21 protein-coding genes, 1 tRNA gene and 1 other annotated feature are annotated in these 21,192 nt (G+C 43.0%); of the genes, 1 reads left to right on the top strand and 21 read right to left on the bottom strand.

Features of this window, described 5'->3' with window-relative positions:
* Positions 1-45 precede the first annotated feature (45 nt).
* The 21 genes from tig to NSQ23_RS04085 all read right to left on the bottom strand — a co-directional run bounded on the left by tig (position 46) and on the right by NSQ23_RS04085 (position 20,467).
* The gene (gene tig, locus NSQ23_RS04185; protein ID WP_004889189.1) at positions 46-1,332 is read right to left on the bottom strand and encodes a trigger factor; all 1,287 of its coding nucleotides are present in this window, start codon (positions 1,330-1,332) and stop codon (positions 46-48) included.
* Positions 1,333-1,439: 107 nt separating this feature from the next.
* Positions 1,440-2,360 carry a DUF3196 family protein gene (locus NSQ23_RS04180; protein ID WP_339173188.1) on the bottom strand — a complete coding sequence of 307 codons (921 nt, stop codon included), beginning with the start codon at positions 2,358-2,360 and terminating at the stop codon, positions 1,440-1,442.
* Between the two features lie 83 nt (positions 2,361-2,443).
* Positions 2,444-3,028 (bottom strand): 3-isopropylmalate dehydratase small subunit, encoded by a 585-nt coding sequence (leuD, locus tag NSQ23_RS04175; RefSeq protein ID WP_339173187.1) that lies wholly within the window; start codon positions 3,026-3,028, stop codon positions 2,444-2,446.
* Positions 3,029-3,039: 11 nt separating this feature from the next.
* Complete coding sequence (gene leuC / locus NSQ23_RS04170; RefSeq protein ID WP_339173185.1) at positions 3,040-4,455, bottom strand: 3-isopropylmalate dehydratase large subunit; 1,416 nt, start codon at positions 4,453-4,455, stop codon at positions 3,040-3,042.
* Positions 4,456-4,466: 11 nt separating this feature from the next.
* Complete coding sequence (leuB, locus tag NSQ23_RS04165) at positions 4,467-5,576, bottom strand: 3-isopropylmalate dehydrogenase (RefSeq protein ID WP_339173182.1); 1,110 nt, start codon at positions 5,574-5,576, stop codon at positions 4,467-4,469.
* Between the two features lie 16 nt (positions 5,577-5,592).
* A complete protein-coding gene (locus NSQ23_RS04160; RefSeq protein ID WP_339173178.1) occupies positions 5,593-7,137 on the bottom strand; it encodes a 2-isopropylmalate synthase in 1,545 nt (514 codons plus the stop codon).
* Positions 7,124-8,149 carry a ketol-acid reductoisomerase gene (gene ilvC, locus NSQ23_RS04155; protein WP_339173176.1) on the bottom strand — a complete coding sequence of 342 codons (1,026 nt, stop codon included), beginning with the start codon at positions 8,147-8,149 and terminating at the stop codon, positions 7,124-7,126. Before ilvC ends, NSQ23_RS04160 begins: the two co-directional genes overlap by 14 nt.
* 17 nt (positions 8,150-8,166) lie before the next feature.
* Positions 8,167-8,685, bottom strand: a complete 519-nt coding sequence (gene ilvN / locus NSQ23_RS04150; protein ID WP_339173173.1) for an acetolactate synthase small subunit — start codon at positions 8,683-8,685, stop codon at positions 8,167-8,169.
* On the bottom strand, positions 8,682-10,400 hold the full coding sequence (ilvB, locus tag NSQ23_RS04145; RefSeq protein WP_339173170.1) for an acetolactate synthase large subunit: 1,719 nt from the start codon (positions 10,398-10,400) through the stop codon (positions 8,682-8,684). The genes ilvN and ilvB overlap by 4 nt, the downstream gene beginning before the upstream one ends.
* A gap of 67 nt (positions 10,401-10,467) precedes the next feature.
* Positions 10,468-10,725: a binding site (T-box leader), on the bottom strand.
* A 12-nt stretch (positions 10,726-10,737) separates the two neighbouring features.
* Positions 10,738-11,640 carry a branched-chain-amino-acid transaminase gene (gene ilvE, locus NSQ23_RS04140; RefSeq protein ID WP_004889176.1) on the bottom strand — a complete coding sequence of 301 codons (903 nt, stop codon included), beginning with the start codon at positions 11,638-11,640 and terminating at the stop codon, positions 10,738-10,740.
* Positions 11,641-12,292: 652 nt separating this feature from the next.
* A tRNA-Arg gene (locus tag NSQ23_RS04135) sits at positions 12,293-12,366 on the bottom strand.
* 101 nt (positions 12,367-12,467) lie between these two features.
* Positions 12,468-12,980 (bottom strand): metallophosphoesterase, encoded by a 513-nt coding sequence (locus NSQ23_RS04130; protein WP_339173168.1) that lies wholly within the window; start codon positions 12,978-12,980, stop codon positions 12,468-12,470.
* Positions 12,977-13,588 carry an XTP/dITP diphosphatase gene (locus tag NSQ23_RS04125; RefSeq protein WP_339173166.1) on the bottom strand — a complete coding sequence of 204 codons (612 nt, stop codon included), beginning with the start codon at positions 13,586-13,588 and terminating at the stop codon, positions 12,977-12,979. The genes NSQ23_RS04130 and NSQ23_RS04125 overlap by 4 nt, the downstream gene beginning before the upstream one ends.
* The gene (rph, locus tag NSQ23_RS04120; RefSeq protein ID WP_339173163.1) at positions 13,585-14,352 is read right to left on the bottom strand and encodes a ribonuclease PH; all 768 of its coding nucleotides are present in this window, start codon (positions 14,350-14,352) and stop codon (positions 13,585-13,587) included. Before rph ends, NSQ23_RS04125 begins: the two co-directional genes overlap by 4 nt.
* A gap of 93 nt (positions 14,353-14,445) precedes the next feature.
* Positions 14,446-15,492 carry a GerMN domain-containing protein gene (locus NSQ23_RS04115; RefSeq protein WP_339173160.1) on the bottom strand — a complete coding sequence of 349 codons (1,047 nt, stop codon included), beginning with the start codon at positions 15,490-15,492 and terminating at the stop codon, positions 14,446-14,448.
* Between the two features lie 92 nt (positions 15,493-15,584).
* Entirely contained in the window at positions 15,585-16,382 is a 798-nt protein-coding gene (gene racE, locus NSQ23_RS04110; RefSeq protein ID WP_339173157.1) for a glutamate racemase, read from the bottom strand.
* A 109-nt stretch (positions 16,383-16,491) separates the two neighbouring features.
* Positions 16,492-16,707, bottom strand: coding sequence for a response regulator transcription factor (locus tag NSQ23_RS04105; protein ID WP_032100525.1), 216 nt, complete (start codon positions 16,705-16,707; stop codon positions 16,492-16,494).
* An 80-nt stretch (positions 16,708-16,787) separates the two neighbouring features.
* Positions 16,788-17,237, bottom strand: a complete 450-nt coding sequence (locus NSQ23_RS04100; protein ID WP_004889165.1) for a thioesterase family protein — start codon at positions 17,235-17,237, stop codon at positions 16,788-16,790.
* A 79-nt stretch (positions 17,238-17,316) separates the two neighbouring features.
* Positions 17,317-18,078 carry a succinate dehydrogenase iron-sulfur subunit gene (gene sdhB, locus NSQ23_RS04095; protein WP_003396476.1) on the bottom strand — a complete coding sequence of 254 codons (762 nt, stop codon included), beginning with the start codon at positions 18,076-18,078 and terminating at the stop codon, positions 17,317-17,319.
* A complete protein-coding gene (sdhA, locus tag NSQ23_RS04090; RefSeq protein WP_004889163.1) occupies positions 18,075-19,835 on the bottom strand; it encodes a succinate dehydrogenase flavoprotein subunit in 1,761 nt (586 codons plus the stop codon). Before sdhA ends, sdhB begins: the two co-directional genes overlap by 4 nt.
* 23 nt (positions 19,836-19,858) lie before the next feature.
* Positions 19,859-20,467: a succinate dehydrogenase cytochrome b558 subunit gene (locus tag NSQ23_RS04085; protein ID WP_006320322.1), complete on the bottom strand. Its 609-nt coding sequence runs from the start codon at positions 20,465-20,467 to the stop codon at positions 19,859-19,861.
* 285 nt (positions 20,468-20,752) lie between these two features.
* Between NSQ23_RS04085 and NSQ23_RS04080 the strand changes: the two genes are divergently transcribed.
* Positions 20,753-21,190, top strand: a complete 438-nt coding sequence (locus NSQ23_RS04080) for a YslB family protein (RefSeq protein WP_064221038.1) — start codon at positions 20,753-20,755, stop codon at positions 21,188-21,190.
* Positions 21,191-21,192: the final 2 nt, after the last annotated feature.

Genomic DNA, 21,192 nt, shown 5'->3' with positions numbered 1-21,192 from the left:
TGGAAAGAACAAGGCACGTGTGGCACCTTGTTCTTTCTCCTCTCATTATGCAACAACTTTGCTGTTTTCAACAAGGAAATCGATCGCTTTGCGCATTTTTAAGTCTTCTTTTAAGCCATCTAATGTGCCTAGAAGCTCTTTTAACTGATCAACAGATAAGTTGTAAAGACTTGCCATTTCTTGCAATTCTTTTTCTACCTCTTCTTCTGTAACATCGATGTTTTCTGCTTTCACAATCGCTTCAAGCGTCAACGTTACACGAACGCGTTTTTCTGCTTCTTCTTTCATTTGTTCGCGAAGTGCTGCTTCATCTTGTCCAGAGAATTGATAGTATAAGTCAAGGTTTAATCCTTGCATTTGTAAACGTTGTTCAAACTCGCGAATCATGCGATCTGTTTCATTTTTCACCATCACTTCTGGAATGTCCATTTGTGCATTTTCTGTCGCCTTTTGAACAACCGCATCGCGAAGTGCTGCTTCTGCTTCTTCTTTTTTCTCGTTTGTTAAGCGCTCTTTAATTTTTTCTTTCAATGCATCTAATGTTTCGACTTCTTCATCTACGTCTTTGGCAAATTCGTCGTCAAGTGCTGGAAGTTGTTTTGTTTTAATTTCATGCAATTTAATTTTGAACACCGCTGGTTTACCAGCTAATTGCTCTGCATGATATTCTTCTGGGAATGTTACTTCAATATCTTTTTCTTCTCCAGCAGCCATGCCGATTAATTGTTCTTCAAATCCAGGAATGAATGTACCTGATCCGACGACGAGCGAATAGTTTTCTGCTTTTCCACCTTCAAACGGTTCACCATCAACGAATCCTTCGAAATCGATGACGACTGTATCCCCGTTCTCTACTGTTCCTTCTTCTTTCACAACAAGCTCAGCGTGGCGCTCTTGCAGGCGTTTTAATTCTTGCTCCACATCTTCGTCTGTTACAGTATCGTCCAATTTTTCAACTTCAAGACCTTTATATTGACCGAGTGTTACTTCTGGCTTCACAGTTACTTTTGCAGTGAAAATTAAGCTTTTTCCTTTTTCTATTTGCTCGACGTCGATTTCTGGACGATCAACTGGCTCAATACCTGTTTCTTCGACAGCTTTTGCGTATGCCTCTGGCAATAAAATATCTAACGCATCTGCGTATAATGACTCAACGCCGAAACGTTTTTCAAATAGAGAGCGAGGAATTTTTCCTTTACGAAATCCTGGAATTTGTACTTTTTTCACTACTTTTTTAAACGCTTCATCTAATCCTTCATTCACTTTTTCAGCGTCTACTTCTACTGTAAGAACGCCTTGGTTACCTTCAAGTTTTTCCCATTTCGCCGACATGCTTCTTTCCCTCCAACTTCAAAAATAAAAATTCATGTAAATGAACTACATATATGTAGGCATACACGGTTTTATGTGTAATACAACCACTATATTATACCATACAATCATATACTTTCAACAGAGAGCCATAATTTTTCTACTTCATAAAGTTTGGAAACGAGCGGACTTGTCGATATCGTCTGTCCCGTTTCACATTGCTCGATATATGTGTATAGCGCATTCGCCCATTGTTGTACCGATTCTGTTGGGAGAAATGGATACATCACAAACATGTAACGAAGCCATATTTGTTTGCACCATTCATACATTGTCGGATTTTGTTTCGCCCACGTTTGTTCGACAATATCAAGTGCTTGTTCAATCCAATCGTTTTGTTTTTGCTCATCAAGCTCGACTGGAGCAACGGTCATCGTTTGACCAAATTTTTTTACGGTTATCAGCTCTGTCACTTGTTCTTTCTTTAATATGTGCAACATGGTCGTCTTTACAATCGGGTGTTTTGTTTCATCACACAAATAGCGAGCAAATATCGGAACAATGCGCAAAACGATGGGCGAATCTAATTGGTGAAGAATGCGCAATTGTTTTGACCATTGTTCGCTTTCAAAAATGGCTTCATATTGTTTTGCTTGTTGTTCGTACTGTGAACGAATCATTTTTTCACTAAACTGTAAAAGCGGTAAAAATGGAGTGCAATCGATTCCTTTTCGTTGAATTTTGTGAATAACTGCAACCACCTCGTCGTATTGTTGTAAATGGACGAGCATCGAGATGTATACGGACCAATCCCCACTGCCGCGCTCTAACAGTTGTTCACATCTTTCTTTCGCTTCTTCGATCTGTCCCATTTCAAATAAACAAACAACAAGCGCCATTTGTACATCATCATCATGCCATTGAAGTTGTTCTAACTGCACGAAATACGTATACGCTTCTTTATATCGCTTTCCTTTTAACGCTTCCATCCCTTCTGCCAACAATCGCTCTTTTAAATGAGGATGTGGAACGATTTTTCGATTTTTCACATATACTCACCTTCGTTCACATTTGTCTTTAAGTGTACCAATGTTTGCGGACAAACTCAACGAAAAACGCCCTCGACAAAATGTCAAGAGCGTGCTTTTTCGTAGGCGATAATATATGGTTCATACACGAACGTTAAATCAATTTCATCCCAGCCTTTTAAAAGGAGCTGTTTTCGATACGGATCGATGTCGAACGAGCTTGTAAATCCTTCATCATCAAAAACAACTTGTTGTTCAAGCGAAATCGTCAGTTCGTAATCTGACCGTTCCGCTTGTTTTAACAAATAAGCGACGTCTTCTTTTGGAAGTTTAATAGGAAGTAAACTATTTTTCAAACAGTTGTTGTAAAAAATATCAGCAAATGAAGGAGCAATAATGGCACGAAACCCGTAATCCGCAAGTGCCCAAGGGGCGTGTTCGCGCGATGAGCCACATCCGAAATTTTCGTTTGCGACTAAAATGGTCGCTCCTTCGTTTTCAGGACGGTTTAACTCAAAATGCGGGTTTGGTGTTCCGTCTGGAAGATAGCGCCAATCGTAAAAAAGAAATCGACCAAATCCGGTGCGTTCAATTCGTTTTAAAAATTGTTTCGGAATAATTTGATCCGTATCTATATTTGCTCGATCTAAGCCAGCCACTTTTCCTTTATGAACGACGAATGGTTCCAACTTTTTCCCTCCTATCTTACCACTTCTTTATACAATGTACGCACATCGACAAAATGCCCGTAAATCGCAGCTGCGGCTGCCATCGCTGGACTCACGAGATGCGTGCGCGCCCCTTTTCCTTGTCGACCTTCAAAATTGCGGTTTGACGTTGAAGCACAATGTTCCCCTGCTGGTACGGTATCTGGATTCATTCCAAGACACATGCTACAGCCGGAATCACGCCATTCAAAGCCTGCGTCAATAAAAATTTGCGCGATCCCTTCTTCTTCCGCTTGTTTTTTTACTTGTTGCGAGCCCGGAACGACAAGCGCTCTTACGCCTGGTGCGACTTTTTTTCCTTTTACAATTTGCGCTGCCTCCCGTAAATCGCTTATGCGCGAGTTCGTACATGATCCGATAAACACATGTTGCACCGCAATGTCCGTCATTTTTGTTCCCGGCTTTAACCCCATATATTGCAATGCTAACTGCACTGCTTTTTGTTCCGTTTCTGTCGCAAACTGTTCTGGATAAGGGACCGTTCCATCAATTGGCGAGCTCATTGCTGGCGTTGTTCCCCATGTCACTATTGGAGCAATTTCACTTCCATCAATATGAACGACACGATCATATACCGCCCCTTCATCCGTACGTAATTGTTTCCACTTTTCAACCGCCTGTTCAAACGCCTCTCCTTTTGGAGCGTATTTTCTTCCGCGTAAATACGCAAACGTCACATCATCTGGGGCAATTAACCCAGCTCGCGCCCCTGCTTCAATCGACATATTGCAAATCGTCATCCGCTCTTCCATTGACATGCGACGAATGACATCTCCCGTAAACTCAAGCACGTATCCTGTGCCAAAATCTACGCCAAACTTGCCAATGATCGCTAAGATGACGTCTTTCGCTGATACGCCCGGCGCTAACGAACCTGTAACGTTAACTTGCATCGTCTTCGGACGGTGTTGCCATAACGTTTGCGTCGCTAATACGTGTTCGACTTCACTCGTTCCGATCCCGAACGCTAATGCCCCAAAAGCGCCATGTGTCGACGTATGGCTATCCCCACACACAATCGTTTTACCCGGTTGCGTCAATCCAAGTTCTGGACCGATAACATGAACAATGCCTTGTTCGGGGCTATTTAAATCGGCAAGCGGAATGCCAAACTCGCGACAGTTCCGCTCTAATGCCGTCATTTGATTTTTCGCTATTTCATCTTCAACGACGAAACGATTAACCGTTGGCACGTTATGGTCCATCGTGGCAAACGTTAAATCTGGGCGGCGCACTTTTCTCCCTTTTTGACGCAATCCTTCAAATGCTTGCGGTGATGTGACTTCATGAACGAGATGTAAATCAATATATAATAAATCCGGCTTTCCATCTTCACGATAAACGACGTGTTCATCCCAAATTTTTTCAATAATCGTTTTTGGCGCCACCTTAATCCCTCCTACACATACACTTGCATAATTCGTTCAATCGCTACATCATCTAAAATCGCATCTTTTACTTTTTCGACCATTTCTGTCGTTGATAATACAAAATCTCCATGTTGAGCGATGTCTGCTGTACGATACCCAGCATTTAACACTTGCTTGACTGCTCGTTCGATGACATCCGCCTCTTCTGTCAGACCGAATGATAGACGAAGCATCATCGCTGCTGACAAAATCGTTGCAAGCGGATTGGCTTTGTTTTTTCCTGCAATATCTGGCGCAGAGCCATGAATCGGTTCATATAATGCAGGTCCGTCAACAGATAAGCTTGCCGATGGAAGCATGCCGAGCGATCCAGTTAACATCGATGCTTCATCGCTTAAAATATCACCAAACATATTTTCTGTGACAATGACGTCAAACTGTTTTGGTGAGCGAATGAGCTGCATCGCAGCATTATCGACAAGCATATGTTCAAGTTGAACGTCTGGAAAACGTTTAGCCACTTGCTCAGCCACTTCCCGCCACATTCGGCTTGACTCTAACACATTCGCTTTATCAACAGACGTTACTTTTTTCTTCCGCTTTTGTGCAAGCGTAAAGGCAAACGTAATGATGCGCTCGATTTCTGCTCGTTTATAAAACAACGTATCAACAACAGCTTCTTCGCCTTCTTCAATGCGTCGCTCACTCGGTTTTCCGAAATATAGGCCTCCGGTTAACTCACGAACGATGACAAAATCTGCTCCTTCAATGACATGCGGTTTAAGCGGTGAAGACGCTGCTAAACTTTCATAAAACGTAACAGGACGAACATTAGCAAACAAATTCATTTCTTTCCGAATTTGCAATAATCCTTTTTCAGGACGAACGTGCGGCGGATTGCTGTCCCATTTCGGCCCCCCGACCGCACCGAGCAATACCGCATCGCTTTGTTTGCACATGTGAAGCGTTTGTTCTGGGAGCGGCGTTCCTTCATGGTCAATCGCTTCTCCACCAATCAAACCGTATGAGAACTGAAACGTATGACCGAAACGATCACTAATTGCTTGTAAAACATTGACTGCCCCCTTTGTCACTTCTTTTCCGATACCATCCCCTGGTAATACAGCGATACGATACATAAAAAATCCCCCTTTGTTATTGCGCAGCAAGCGCTTGTTCTTCTCGCATTTTTTCGATGACAAACATGCGATTGACTGCATGAATATATGCTTTTGCTGATGCTTCTAGCACATCTTGTGCTGTTCCACGTCCGCTCGCTTCTTTGCCATCAAGCGATACTTTGACATATACTTGTGCTAAAGCATCCCGTCCGCTTCCGACGGATTCAATGCGATAATCAAGCAACGTCACAGGCAATTGCAACGCTTTTTCTAAAGCGTTATATAGCGCTTCAACGCTACCTGCTCCTGTCGCTGCCTCTTGAATGTCGTTTCCTTCTCCGTCTTTTAATACAACAACTGCCGTCGGAATTTGATTTGTGCCGTATTGTACTTGAATGGAACATAATTGATAAAAGTTTTTATACGTATCTAGCTTTTCATCTAAAATAAGCGCAATTAAATCATCATCGGTAATGTCTTTCTTTTTATCTGCTAAATCTTTAAAACGAACAAATAAGCGATTGACTTCTTCCTCTGTCAATAAATAGCCAAGCTCTTGAATGCGCGTACGAAACGCATGGCGTCCCGAATGTTTTCCGAGCACCATCGAATTCGATTGCACCCCGACAAGTTGCGGAGATATAATTTCGTACGTTGTTTTTTCTTTTAAAACACCATCTTGGTGAATGCCTGATTCATGAGCAAAAGCGTTTTTGCCGACGATCGCCTTATTTGGCGGAACAATCATTCCTGTTAACTTGCTTACTAAATTGCTCGTTCGTTTAATTTCTTGCAAGTTCAAGCGCGTCTCTGCTTGATAGTAGTCTTTGCGAATATAAAGTGCCACCGCAACTTCTTCAATCGCAGCGTTTCCTGCCCGTTCGCCAATGCCGTTAATCGTTCCTTCAATTTGCGTCGCTCCTGCTTCAATGGCCGCAAGCGAATTCGCAACAGCCATACCTAAATCATCATGACAATGAGCAGATAGGATAATTTTTTCAATATTCCGAACATTTTCCTTTAAAAAAGAGAATATGTCACCATATTGTTTTGGAGTAATATAACCGACTGTATCTGGGATGTTAATGACGTTTGCCCCAGCTTCAATGACTTTCTCAACAATCGTCGCTAGAAACGGGAGATCGCTTCGACATGCATCTTCTGCTGACCATTGTACAATTGGAAAATATTTTTTCGCATAACGAACAGATTCGACAGCTGTTTCAACGACTTGTTCGGGTGTCATTCGCAATTTATATTGCATATGAATAGGTGACGTTGCAATAAATACGTGTAAACGTGGCTCTGCTCCGTCCTTTAACGCTTCCCATGCCGCATCAATATCGGATTGAACTGAGCGTGAAAGACCTGTGACTGAACAGTTACGAACCGTTTGTGCGATCGCTTGAACAGCTTGAAAATCACCTTTTGATGCGGCAGGAAATCCCGCCTCGATGATATCAACACCGAGGCGCTCTAGCTGCCGAGCAATTTCTAGCTTTTCATGCAAGTTTAAATTGACGCCAGCCGACTGCTCACCATCACGCAACGTCGTATCAAAAATGTTAATTTTTCGCACCGACCGTCACCACATCTTTCTGTTTAGCGTTGACAAACGGCATCATTTTTCGTAATTCGCGCCCAACAACTTCAATTAAATGTTCGTTTTCCCGACGGTTGATCGCGTTAAACTCTGGACGATTCGCTTGGTTTTCTAAAATCCACCCTTTCGCAAACTTGCCTGTTTGAATATCTTCAAGCACTTTTTTCATTTCCACTTTTACTGCATCGTTAATGATGCGTGGCCCTGTCACAAAGTCGCCCCATTGTGCTGTATCAGAGATTGAATAACGCATGCCTGCCAAACCACCTTCATACATTAAATCAACGATCAGCTTTAACTCGTGTAAACATTCAAAATATGCAATCTCTGGTTGATATCCTGCTTCAACAAGCGTCTCAAATCCTGCTTTGACAAGGGCAGTTAATCCACCGCAAAGAACCGCTTGTTCACCAAATAAATCCGTTTCTGTTTCTTCTTTAAACGTTGTTTCAATCACACCTGCCCGAGCGGAACCGATCGCTTTCGCATACGCAAGCGCCGTTTCTTTCGCTTCACCGCTCACATCTTGATATACAGCGATCAATGCAGGTACACCTGCCCCTTCCGTATATGTGCGACGCACTAAATGACCAGGCCCTTTCGGCGCGACTAAAAATACATCCACATCGCTCGGCGGAACAATTTGATTGAAGTGAATATTAAATCCGTGCGCAAACACGAGCGCGTTTCCAGACTGCAAGTTTGGTGCAATTTCTTCTTTATATACTTTCGGTTGATGTTCATCTGGAAGTAAAATCATCACAACGTCAGCTTGTTTTGTCGCTTCACTGACAGGCAAGACGACAAAGCCATCTTGCTCTGCTTTTTCCCATGACTTCCCTTTTCGCAATCCAATGATGACATCAACACCGCTATCACGGAGATTTTGCGCATGGGCATGACCTTGGGAACCGTAGCCGATAATTGCTACTTTTTTTCCTTGAATATAAGCTTCGTTTGCATCGCCATTGTAGTATACTTTTACCATAATAAAATCCTCTCCTTTTAAATAATAAATAGTGACTTATTTGTTGATGATGCGCGTTGCGAACCGCGCGGAAACGCCGTTGTTCCTGTTCTTGCAACTTCCTTTAATCCATATGGCTTTAATAAGTCGATGAGCGCATCAATTTTTTCTGGTTCACCTGTCACTTGAACGACGAGACTATCGCGTGCTACATCGACAATTGCGGCACGAAACGGCTCAATAAGCGTATAAATTTCGCCGCGCGTCGCTGGGTTAACCGCCACTTTAATTAAAGCAAGCTCTCGAACAATAATCGCTTGATCTGTAATATCAACCACTTTTAATACGTCAATCTGTTTGTTCAGTTGTTTTGTAATTTGTTCGGCAATGCGTTCATCCTCTACATTGACGACAAACGTCATACGTGAAATGCCTTCTGATTCGGTATGACCAACTGTAATACTTTCAATGTTGTAATGTCGCTTTGTAAATAGACCTGTAATACGATTTAACACGCCCGGACGATTATTTACCGTCATTGTAATAATGCGCTTCACCATTTCACCCCCACCATCTCATGTAATCCTTTTCCAGGCGCAACCATCGGATATACGTTTTCACCTGGACAAACGTGAAAATCAAGTAAAACTGGCGCATTTGTTGCAAATGCTTCTTTCAATACGCATTCCGCCTCTTCCTCCGTTGTCGCACGCATCGCTTTCATCCCATACGCTTCTGCTAAGCGAACGAAATCTGGTTGATTCGGAATGAGGGAATGAGAATATCGTTTTTCGTAAAAAATTTCTTGCCATTGACGAACCATACCGAGCGCCTGATTGTTGACAATGACAATTTTAATCGGCAAATTTAGCTCTTGAATGACAGATAGCTCTTGTAACGTCATTTGGAACCCACCGTCACCAACGATCGATACGACCGTTGCCTCTGGCTGTGCCAATTGCGCTCCGATTGCCGCTGGCAATCCAAATCCCATCGTTCCTAACCCACCGGATGTCACCCAGCGATGCGGCTGTTTAAATTTATAATATTGAGCCACCCACATTTGATGTTGACCGACATCCGTTGTGACAATGGCTTCACCGTTTGTATATTCATGAATCATTTCAATGAGCCGTTGCGGTTTTAATACACCTGGTTCACGTTTATACATAAGCGGATATTCCCGTTTCCATTCGTTCAACTGTTTAAGCCAATCCGATACATCTGGTCGTTTTCCATTTTGTTCAATAAGCTGAATAAGCGCTTCTTTCGCATCGCCAACAATTGGAATTTTTGTCGGTACATTTTTTCCGATTTCCGCTGGGTCGATATCGATATGAGCAACTGTCGCTTTCGGTGCAAAATGTGCTAAATTGCCAGTAACCCGATCATCAAATCGCGCGCCGACATTAATGAGCAAATCACATTCATACAGCGCCATGTTTGCTGTGTACGTCCCATGCATTCCCGCCATTCCAAGAAATAATGGATGATCAGCAGGAAATCCACCAAGCCCTAAGAGCGTATGGATCACGGGAATATGTTGTTGTTCAGCGTATTGTTTTAACTGTTCATGAGCATTCGCATGAAGAACACCTGCTCCGGCTAAAATGACCGGTCGTTTCGCTTGACTGACCGCCTCAACGAGCTTGCGAATTTGTAAATGATTCGGTTTTGTAGTTGGCTGATAACCTGGCAACTGGACTTCTTGTTCATAGTCAAACTCTGCTTCTGCGACAGCCATATCTTTCGGAATGTCGATTAATACAGGTCCCGGACGTCCAGTCGTTGCGATATGAAACGCTTCTTTAATAATTTTTGGCAGCTCGTGTACATCACGTACTTGGTAACTATGTTTTGTAATTGGCATGGTAATGCCGAGCACATCCGCTTCTTGAAAGGCATCAGATCCAATGACGCTAGAAGCTACCTGCCCTGTAAAAACAACGAGAGGGATAGAATCCATCATCGCATCCGTTAAACCTGTCACAATATTTGTCGCACCCGGTCCCGAAGTCGCAATAACGACACCTGGTTTTCCAGAGATGCGCGCATATCCTTCTGCCGCATGAATCGCACCTTGTTCGTGACGCGTGAGCACGTGAAACACACCCGACTCATACAATTTGTCGTAAATTGGTAATACAGCTCCTCCTGGATAACCGAAAATCACCTTCACATTCTCTGCCTTGAGCGCCTCGATCAACATAAGTGCTCCACATAACGTTTGTTTTTTTGCCACTCTTTCTTTCACTTTCATATTCGCTGCCATTTTTTCACCCCTAAAAGAAATGTGAAATAAGAAAAGCCTTCTCACCCCTCCATCAGTCCGTGCGGACCAAAGGGGCGAAAAGGCTTGCATCCTTCCCGCGGTACCACCCTTCTTCGTGGCAAAGCCACCTCAGGAGCGCGCGACGATCGTCGCATCGCTCGTTTTAATAACGAGTGACGTGCACCCGTCCGTCCCTACTAGAGTCGATCGTTCAGGACGGCGCTCCGAGGGGAGTTCACAAACGGAGACATCACCGGTTTTCAGCTACCCCGGCTCTCTGTGGATGCCTAACCCGTCAGCTACTTATCCTCTTCAACGCTTTTTCTTTATTGATTTGTTACCCAGCATTGACATTTTGTGAAGCATATACTTTTACACCTTCAGAAACAACACGTTTGCGAAATTCTTCTAACAGTCGTTTCGTATGTTCGCCTGGCACTCCGTCACCGATAACACGACCATCGACCTTAACGACCGCAATCACTTCTGCTGCGGTTCCCGTTAAAAACACTTCATCTGCTGTGTACACATCATGACGAGTAAACGGCTCTTCTTTGACGACATAGCCGAGATCTTTAGCGATGTCGATAATCGCATCGCGCGTAATGCCTTCAAGCGCCCCGACATATCCTGGTGGTGTATATAACACGCCATTTTTAACGATGAACACGTTGTCTGCTGACCCTTCAGCCACATATCCTTGGTCATTGAGCATGAGCGCTTCGCTGACGTTTGCTAAGTGTGCTTCAATTCGGACTAATACGTTATTTAAGTAGTTTAAAGATTTTACTTTCGGGCTTAATACATCTGGACGATTCCGTCTTGTTGCTACGGTAATTACTTCAATGCCTGTTTCATACAAATGTTTTGGGAAGATCGCGAGCGGTTCAACGATAACAACAACTTGTGGCTTCGGACATTTGTACGGATCGAGTCCAAGGTCGCCAACACCACGCGACACAATGACACGAATATACGCATCTTCAAAGCCGTTTTTTTGCACCGTCTCGACGATAATATTTGTTAATTCTTCTTTTGTGTACGGAATGTTTAACAAAATGGATTTCGCTGAATTGTATAAACGGTCAATATGCTCTTTCATACGAAACACATTACCGCTATATACTCGAATTCCTTCAAACACCCCATCCCCATAAAGAAAACCGTGATCGTATACAGAGATTTTTGCATTTTCTTTTGTCACAAATTCATCGTTTAGAAAAATCCACTGTTCACTCAATGCTTTTCCCCTCTTCCCCTGCTCGCCGTCTCTTGCCTCTTCTGTTGATTACGACTTTTGTTAGATTTATTTGAAAATTATCATACGCTCATTTACGAGAACAGTCAATACCATTTCATCGAATTTTTTGATTATTTCGATTAGTTAAAACGTTTTGTATCCGTTTACATAATTGATACATCAAGGAAAAGAGTGAAAATAAAAAATTTGAACATTTTTTGACTAAACAAAAAAAATCCCCTTGCCTATGCAAGAGGATCGTCAGCGTCCCAGGAGAGATTCGAACTCCCGACCGACGGCTTAGAAGGCTTTGTCGTCCCGCACTCTGTTTCGTTTACTCAAGATGCGGTTCGTGCGGTACGCTGATGTGTATTCAACGAAGAACGCTCAAACGTGCTCTATCCAGCTGAGCATGTAAAATAAAAATCCCCTTGCCCATGCAAGAGGATCTTTAGCGTCCCAGGAGAGATTCGAACTCCCGACCGACGGCTTAGAAGGCTTTGTCGTCCCGCACTCTGTTTCGTTTACTCAAGATGCGGTTCGTGCGGTACGCTGATGTGTATTCAACGAAGAACGCTCAAACGTGCTCTATCCAGCTGAGCCATGACATATAAAAATAAAAATCCCCTTGCCTATGCAAGAGGATCGTCAACGTCCCAGGAGAGATTCGAACTCCCGACCGACGGCTTAGAAGGCCGTTGCTCTATCCAGCTGAGCTACTGGGACATATATAGACATATCACAAACATATCATCGTGGTTTGGACAATTGTTATTGTAATGATGTTTATGAAAAAAGTCAATAGGGGCGATGGAATTTTCTTGCCCCTATTTTGTTGTATATGTCGTTGTTAAATCATGGAGCGGTTTGCCGTCGATATTGTAAAAATGTACGGTTGTAGTTGCTTCGTCTATATGAAGTATGGCGTATGTTTTTTCGCGACGCATGCGCGGTAAGAAAATGCTTCCTGGATTAATGAAAAGAACGTCATCGATTTGTTCACACCCTGCAATATGGGAATGGCCGAAGCAAACGATGCGTGCCCCGACTTCTTTCGCTTTATAATATAAATTCATGAGCGTCATTTTGACGTTGTACAAATGACCATGTGTAATGAAAAAGCGAACGCCGTTTACTTCTTCAACAAGATCGGTTGGAAAACGACGTTCGTTGTCGCAATTTCCTCGCACAACAAGCATGCCTTGCAACGCTTCGTGGTCGCTTGTTAACTCAGAGTCACCGCAATGAATGATTGCATCAACATGTTGTTTGTGACGTGAAACGATCGTCTGTAATTCTTTGGTTAATCCGTGGCTATCGCTTACAATTAATACGTTCACGACTCATTCTCCTTTTCAAACAGCTTGTCCCATATATGCAAAAGATGTTGTAGCGCTTTTGCCCGATGGCTAATTTTATTTTTCTCTTCTTTCGTCAATTGGGCCATTGTCCGTTGTTTTTCTGGAACGAAAAATATCGGATCGTACCCAAAACCGTTTTCACCAACCGGTTCTTCTGTTATATATCCTTCACATACGCCATCTACTGTCGTCACATCTCCGTTTGGTTTGGCAACAGCGAGCGTACAATGAAAACGGGCGGTTCGTTGTTCAAAAGGCACACCTTGTAACTTTGTCAGCACTTTTTCAATGTTTGCTTGATCATTTTTTCCTTCGCCGGCGTAGCGAGCCGAGTATACGCCCGGCTCGCCGTTTAGCGCGTCAACGATTAATCCTGAGTCATCTGCAATGACCGTTTCATGAAACATGTTCGCTATTGTCGTCGCTTTCAATATCGCGTTTTCTGCAAACGTCTTTCCTGTTTCTTCAACATCCGGCACGTCATCGTAGTCAAGAAGCGAACGAATTTCGACTCCCTTTTTGGCAAACAGTTGCTGAAACTCAGCGATTTTCCCTTTGTTTTTTGTGGCGATAATTATTCGTTTCACTTCGTTTCTTCTCCTTCCGAACGGTTTTGCACAATTTGTTCAGCGAGCGACCCGAGCGCTTCTTTTTGCAAGGCGATAAGTTCATAAATGCCCTTTTCAGCAACAGTTAGTAAATCGAGCAACTGTTCGTATGAAAATGTTGCTTCTTCCCCTGTTCCTTGAATTTCAACAAAGCGACCTGATCCAGTCATGACAATATTCATATCGACATGCGCTTTCGAATCTTCCGTATAGTTTAAATCTAAAATAATGCCATGTTCTTCATCAATGCCAACAGATGTGGCAGCTAAAAAGTCTGTAATAGGGAGCATCGGCAACTTTTTGTCTTCGACCATTTTCCCGAGCGCTAACGCCATTGCAACGAATGCACCGGTTATTGAAGCGGTACGCGTTCCACCGTCCGCTTGAATGACATCACAATCGATCCAAATGGTTTTCTCACCTAACTTTTGTAAATCAACAACAGAACGAAGCGCACGACCGATTAATCGTTGAATTTCCATCGTTCTTCCTGATAACTTTCCTTTACTTGCTTCGCGAATATTTCGTTGTTCAGTCGCGCGCGGAATCATCGCATACTCCGCAGTAATCCATCCTTTCCCCCCTCCACGCATAAACGGCGGGACTTTATCTTCGATGCTTGCTGTACAAATCACTTTCGTATCACCAATCGAAATAAGCACAGACCCTTCCGGATGTTTTAAATAGTTCGGTTCAATATGTACAGGACGAAGTTCGTCATTTGTTCTACCATCTACTCTCACACAAAATCCTCCTCAATATATGATCACGAAATAAGAGGCAGGGATGCTGCCTCTCGACGATGAATCTTTATATAGTATAGCAAAAAATTGGTTTCAAAAACTACCTGTGTTCACATTTTGCGGTCTTGTTACCGGTTCTGATAACGGTTTTCCACTTTCATCAACTAATTCTGCTTTTCCGTTGACTGTAATTGCGACGCTTTCCACACCTGGCTGTTCTGTTAATGACAAGACTAAACAATTAAGGACATGTGTCGATACAACATTTTTCTCAACGCTACCGTAAATTGCTTCGTTAAAGTTTAACGTTACTTTTCCATTTTCATATTTTGGTGCTTCTAACAATTTTGCATCTGCTTGAAAATCGCTTAACAATCCAGAACCGTAACTTGGCCCTTTAATAAGTTCCTTCACAACTGCAGCTAACTCATCTTGCTCGCTATTCGGTACGCGTCTTGTTACCGGCACATAATACGTTTGCTCACCTTCTTGTGCTAAAAAGTAGACAATGACAGGATGTGTATTCGTAATATCGACAACGCCGTTTGTTTCAATGTTAATTCCGTCATCTCTGCTTAGTTCTTCGCTAATTGGCGTTCCATTGACCGGCATCACATTTTGATCGTGGCCGTTCATACGAATTTTTACACGTTTCACATTATCAAATTGCGTCACTGTCCATGTGATCGCTTGTAAAATGCGCTTTTCATCTTCTGGACGATAATTCGCAAATTCTTTCGAAAAATCAATGACAAGCGTGCCGTCTTGTTTTAAGTTAACGCTTAATACTTGTGTGTCAGCTGGGAGAACCGCACGGAATCCGTTCGGAAGCAACTGTGAAATCGGACCGTTTTCTACTAAATATTCGAGCACTTGTTTTGCAGCTGCGTTCGTTTTTGGCAAGGCAAACGTTTGTGGAACGACAAAACCGTTTTTATCAATTAAATACAATTCCCGTTGAACCGTTTCTGTCGCTTTTTCTTTTTCTGCCGTTTCTTGCTCTTGCAGCGCCCTCTCATCTTCTACATACGTCACATCTTTCGGTGGATCAATTTCCTTTGTTGCTTTTTCACCTCCAAATAGCCCACATCCTGATAACATAAAGATAAACATTGTTACAATGACCCACGCACGGCGCATGGACTCCCCTCCTCATACGGTTTGTACTACTATGTATACGAACCGTCCAAAAAAATAGAACAAAAAAAATCCTTCGGCGGATGCGAAGGATTTTAAGATAATTGAATCGTTTCGACATGTTCAATCGGGTGACCGAACCATTTCGAAGCAATTTGTTGGAACGTTTCTTTCGATCCAGTCGTGAAAAATATATGCTCGCGGCGCTTATTCCCCGTATAAAGCAAACCGCTATGATGTAAAATTGTACTCACTTCACGCGCTGTTTCATCGCCAGAACAAATGAGCTTCACGTGCTCGCCCATATATTGTTGAATGAGTGGGCTTAAAAGTGGATAGTGCGTACATCCTAAAATAAGCGTATCAATCGGCCGATTTTTTAGCGGTGCAAGCGATTCGGCAACAATTTGCTTTGCTTCTTCTCCTTCAAATTGTCCGCTTTCCACTAAAGGAACAAACTTTGGACAAGCTAAACTTTCTACTTTCACATCGCTATTGATCGATTTTAATGCTTGCTCATAAGCACCACTTTTCACCGTTCCAACCGTGCCGATAACACCGATATGATAGTTTTTTGTAATTTTCAATGCGGTGCGAGCGCCGGGATGGACGACGCCAATGACAGGAATGTTGAGCGTATCACGAATTTCTTCTAAAGCGACAGCTGTGGCAGTATTACATGCAATGACGAGCATTTTTATATCATATCCAAGTAAATAGTTCGTCATTTCCCATGTAAATTGTCGAATTTCTTCTCGTGACCTCGGTCCGTATGGACAACGTGCCGTATCTCCTAAATATACAATTTGTTCTTTTGGTAGCTGGCGCATAATTTCCTTTGCGACCGTTAATCCACCAACACCTGAATCAATTACTCCAATAGGTCTTTCCAATGTATTCGCCTCATTCTTTGTTGATGTATGACAAAACATTTTTCATTATATCATACATCAAATCAATAGAGAACCGGCTGCCTAAAACGAAAAGGCGAGCCGGTTCTCTCTATAGTTCAAGTTCCCCCATTCGAAGCAATTCAACAACAGCTTGTGAGCGCCCCTTTACTCCAAGCTTTTGCATCGCATTCGAAATGTGGTTGCGAACTGTTTTTTCGCTAATGAAGAGCTCACTAGCAATCTCTTTCGTCGTCTTGTCTTGGAGCAACAGTTCGAATACTTCCCTTTCTCTTTTTGTGAGCAGCGGCTTCTGATTCAAGTGAATAACCCTCCTTGCTTTTACCAGACCGAAACGGATGGGTATATATTTAGTCGACATATCGTATGCAAGAAGGGCGTGAACGGTTACATGTTTTCTATTAATCGCGCACGAGCGTTTTCGTCCCATGCGACCCCTTTTCCTGTCGTTTTAGACATTTGCACCATCGTTCCCCGACCTGTAAATGCAATCGCTCCATTTTGTTTTTTTCCTACATAATGTAAATCAACAGAAGAGTTGCCGATATGTGCAACTTTTACACCGATTTGTAACTGTTCACCGAAATATACTTGTTGTAAAAAATCGCATTGTAGATTAGCAACGACTGGGATCGCATCGTGTTCTTTTCCTAACCAGTCATTCATAAAGCCAAGATGTTCGAAAAATGCGATGCGCGCTTCTTCAAAATATACAAAAGGTACCGTGTTGTTCAAATGACCAAACATATCCGTTTCTGAAAAACGAACGCGCACCGGATGAAAAAAAGAAAAACGTTGTTCCCATTCTTTTATGTCATCAATATAAGATACTTTCAATTTCCCTCTCCCCCTCTATAAAGCAATCTAGCATCATAGATGAAACGTAAGGCCGACTCTTGAAGAGCCGACCTTTTTGTTACACTTCATCGCTACCGAAGAAATTGCGGAACATTTGAATCGTTGCTGCGCGGTTCAATGCCGCAATCGATGTTGTAAGCGGGATGCCTTTCGGACAAGATTGCACACAGTTTTGTGAATTTCCGCAATTCGCTAATCCACCATCACCCATAATCGCTTCAAGACGCTCTGCTTTATGCATCGCTCCTGTTGGATGTGCATTAAATAAACGTACTTGCGATAGCGGCGCTGGACCGATAAAGTTTGACTTACTATTGACGTTTGGACAAGCTTCTAAACATACCCCGCACGTCATACATTTTGATAGCTCGTATGCCCATTGTCGTTTACGCTCTGGCATGCGCGGTCCCGGACCTAAATCATACGTTCCATCGATTGGGATCCACGCTTTCACTTTTTTCAACGAATCAAACATGCGACTACGATCCACTTGTAAGTCACGAATGACAGGGAATGTGCGCATCGGCTCTAAACGAATCGGTTGCTCGAGCTGATCGATCAGTGCGGTACACGATTGGCGTGGCTTGCCGTTAATGACCATTGAACAAGCGCCACACACTTCTTCCAAACAGTTCATTTCCCAAGCAACAGGCGTCGTTTTTTCCCCTTTCGCATTGACCGGATTGCGCCGAATTTCCATGAGCGCCGAAATGATGTTCATATTCGGACGATACGGAATGACAAACTCTTCTTCATAAGGGGCTGTATCCGGACGGTCTTGTCTTGTGACGATAATCCGAATCGTTTTATTTTCGCTCATGATTTCACTTCCCCTTTCTTTTTCGTGTAATCGCGTTTGCGTGGCTTAATAAGCGATGTATCCACTTCACGATAATGGAACGATGGACCATCCGGTGTAAAGCTTGCCATCGTTGTTTTTAACCATTCTTCGTCGTTTCGCTCAGGAAACTCTGGCTTATAATGCGCTCCACGGCTTTCGTTACGGTTGTAAGCACCAAGCGTAATGACGCGAGCAAGTTGCAACATGTTGTAAAGTTGGCGTGTAAACGACGCACCTTGGTTGCTCCATTTCGCTGTGTCGTTAATGTTAATATTTTTATAACGCTCAAGTAATTCCTGAATTTTCTCATCCGTCTTTAATAATTTATCGTTATAACGAACGACTGTGACGTTATCCGTCATCCATTCACCGAGCTCTTTATGCAAAACGTAGGCGTTTTCTGTACCATCCATCGCCATAATTTGCGCCCATTTTTCTTCTTCTTGTTTTAAATAGCGGTCGTATAAAGAAGAAGGCATCGCATCGGCAGATTTCTCGAGTCCTTTCATATATTCAACAGCTTTTGGACCTGCTACCATTCCGCCGTAAATGGCAGATAATAACGAGTTCGCACCGAGACGGTTCGCACCGTGCATCGAGAAATCGCACTCGCCCGCTGCAAACAACCCTTTAATGTTTGTCATTTGATCGTAGTCCACCCATAATCCACCCATTGAGTAGTGAACAGCTGGGAAGATCTTCATCGGCACTTTTCTTGGGTCTTCACCCATAAACTTTTCATAAATTTCAATAATGCCGCCTAACTTAATATCCAGCTCTTTCGGATCTTTGTGCGACAAATCTAAATAAACCATGTTTTCGCCGTTAATGCCGAGCTTTAAGTCTACGCAAACATGGAAAATTTCACGCGTTGCAATATCGCGCGGAACAAGGTTTCCGTAAGCCGGATATTTTTCCTCTAAGAAATACCAAGGCTTCCCGTCTTTATACGTCCAAACTCGTCCACCTTCTCCGCGTGCTGATTCACTCATTAAGCGGAGTTTATCATCGCCTGGAATGGCTGTCGGGTGAATTTGAATAAATTCTCCGTTTGCATAATACGCACCTTGTTGATAGACGATCGATGCTGCTGATCCTGTGTTAATAATAGAGTTTGTGGACTTACCAAAAATGATCCCCGGACCACCTGTGGCCATGATGACAGCATCAGCCGGGAATGCTTTAATCTCCATTGTTGTTAAGTTTTGCGCGACAATTCCGCGACATACTTGTTCGTCATCTAAAACAGCACCTAAAAATTCCCAACCTTCATATTTTGTCACAAGTCCAGCGACTTCGTGACGGCGCACTTGTTCATCAAGCGCGTAAAGAAGCTGTTGGCCTGTTGTCGCCCCTGCGTATGCAGTACGGTGATGTTGTGTTCCACCAAAGCGACGGAAATCAAGCAATCCCTCCGGCGTACGGTTGAACATGACGCCCATGCGATCAAGCAAATGAATAATTCCCGGAGCAGCTTCACACATCGCTTTTACCGGAGGTTGGTCAGCTAAAAAGTCTCCTCCGTACACTGTATCATCGAAATGCTCCCACGGAGAATCTCCTTCTCCCTTTGTGTTAACTGCACCGTTAATGCCACCTTGTGCACAAACAGAGTGAGATCGCTTCACCGGAACTAACGAAAACAAATCTACTTTTACGCCTGCTTCGGCAATCTTAATCGTTGCCATTAAGCCGGCAAGACCTCCACCAACAACAATAATTTTTCCTTTACTCATGTCTCCTCACTCCTCCTTGTGGATTAAACGAATGCTAAAATCGCGCGTATACCAACGATCGAAAGCGCGACAAAAATCCCCATTGTCACGTATGTAGAAATTTGTTGTGAACGAGGAGTTACTGTAATTCCCCAGCTAACAAAAAACGACCATAGCCCGTTCGCAAAGTGAAACACCGCCGAAACGATTCCAACAATATAAAATGCAAGCATAAATGGGTTCGCAACGATGTTCGCCATCATGTCATAGTTCACTTCTGCACCAAACGCAGCTTGAACGCGCGTCTCCCATACGTGCCAGACGACGAAAATGAGCGTAATAATCCCCGTTAAGCGTTGCAACATAAACATCCAGTTACGGAAATACCCGTAGCGACTTACATTATTTTGCGCTGTAAACGCAATGTACAGTCCGTAGATGGCATGGAACAATAGCGGAAGAAAAATAACGAAAATTTCCAAAAAATACCGAAACGGTAGCTGCTCCATAAAAGCTGCCGCCTTGTTAAATGCATCTGCTCCTCTTGTTGCAAAATGGTTAACAACTAGATGCTGTGTTAAAAACAGCCCGACTGGAATAACTCCAAGCAATGAATGGAGTCGACGATAAAAAAACTCGCGATTTTGTGCCATACATAACCCCCCTTAAATTTGTCATCTTCCTTTTCTATGTGCTCCCATCCACATCTACTAGACTATGACCAACAGAAGTGTAAACACTTCCATTTCCATCGGTCATTGTCACATTCATTGTACTCCCAGAATGTAGGAGCGTCAAGAAAAGGTGTTCACGAAATGTTCAATCATTTCAAAAATTAAAATAACTACACTTCTAGTGAAGTCCGAAATGAGAGAAAAGTCAATACTGTTTTTCACATTGTTGTTCGTTATAATGAAAAATAGAGAGGGGATTTGATCGTGAGCGGATACGAACAATGGAAACAAACGAGCATTTCTGCTTTTAGCGACTTTTTATTTCGGCAAGAACTACTACCAAATTTATTTGGAAAAGAAACTCCATTTATTTTATATTGGGCAGGAAAAGATTTAGCGAGAAAATACCCACTAGCTACAATCGACGATGTCATTTCTTTTTTCGAACAAGCTGGCTGGGGGAAGTTATCGGTACTTGAAGAGAAAAAAGATGAATGTGAACTTCAATTAGAAGGGCCGCTTGTTGCGATGCGGTTCGATTATGGTGGGGAGTGCACGTTTCAACTTGAAGCAGGCTTTCTAGCCCAACAGTTTGAGCAACAAAAAGGATATGTCACAGAAGCGTTTGAACAGCAAAAGCGGCGCGCCAAAACCGTTTTGTTCACAGTCAAGTGGGATCGAAAAGATGAAGCTGACCGATGATG

Source organism: Anoxybacillus sp. FSL W8-1294 (assembly GCF_037965005.1).
Classification (GTDB): domain Bacteria; phylum Bacillota; class Bacilli; order Bacillales; family Anoxybacillaceae; genus Anoxybacillus; species Anoxybacillus flavithermus_G.
The sequence above is the reverse complement of the archived record's forward strand: the minus strand, read 5'-3'. Positions and strand labels throughout refer to the sequence as shown.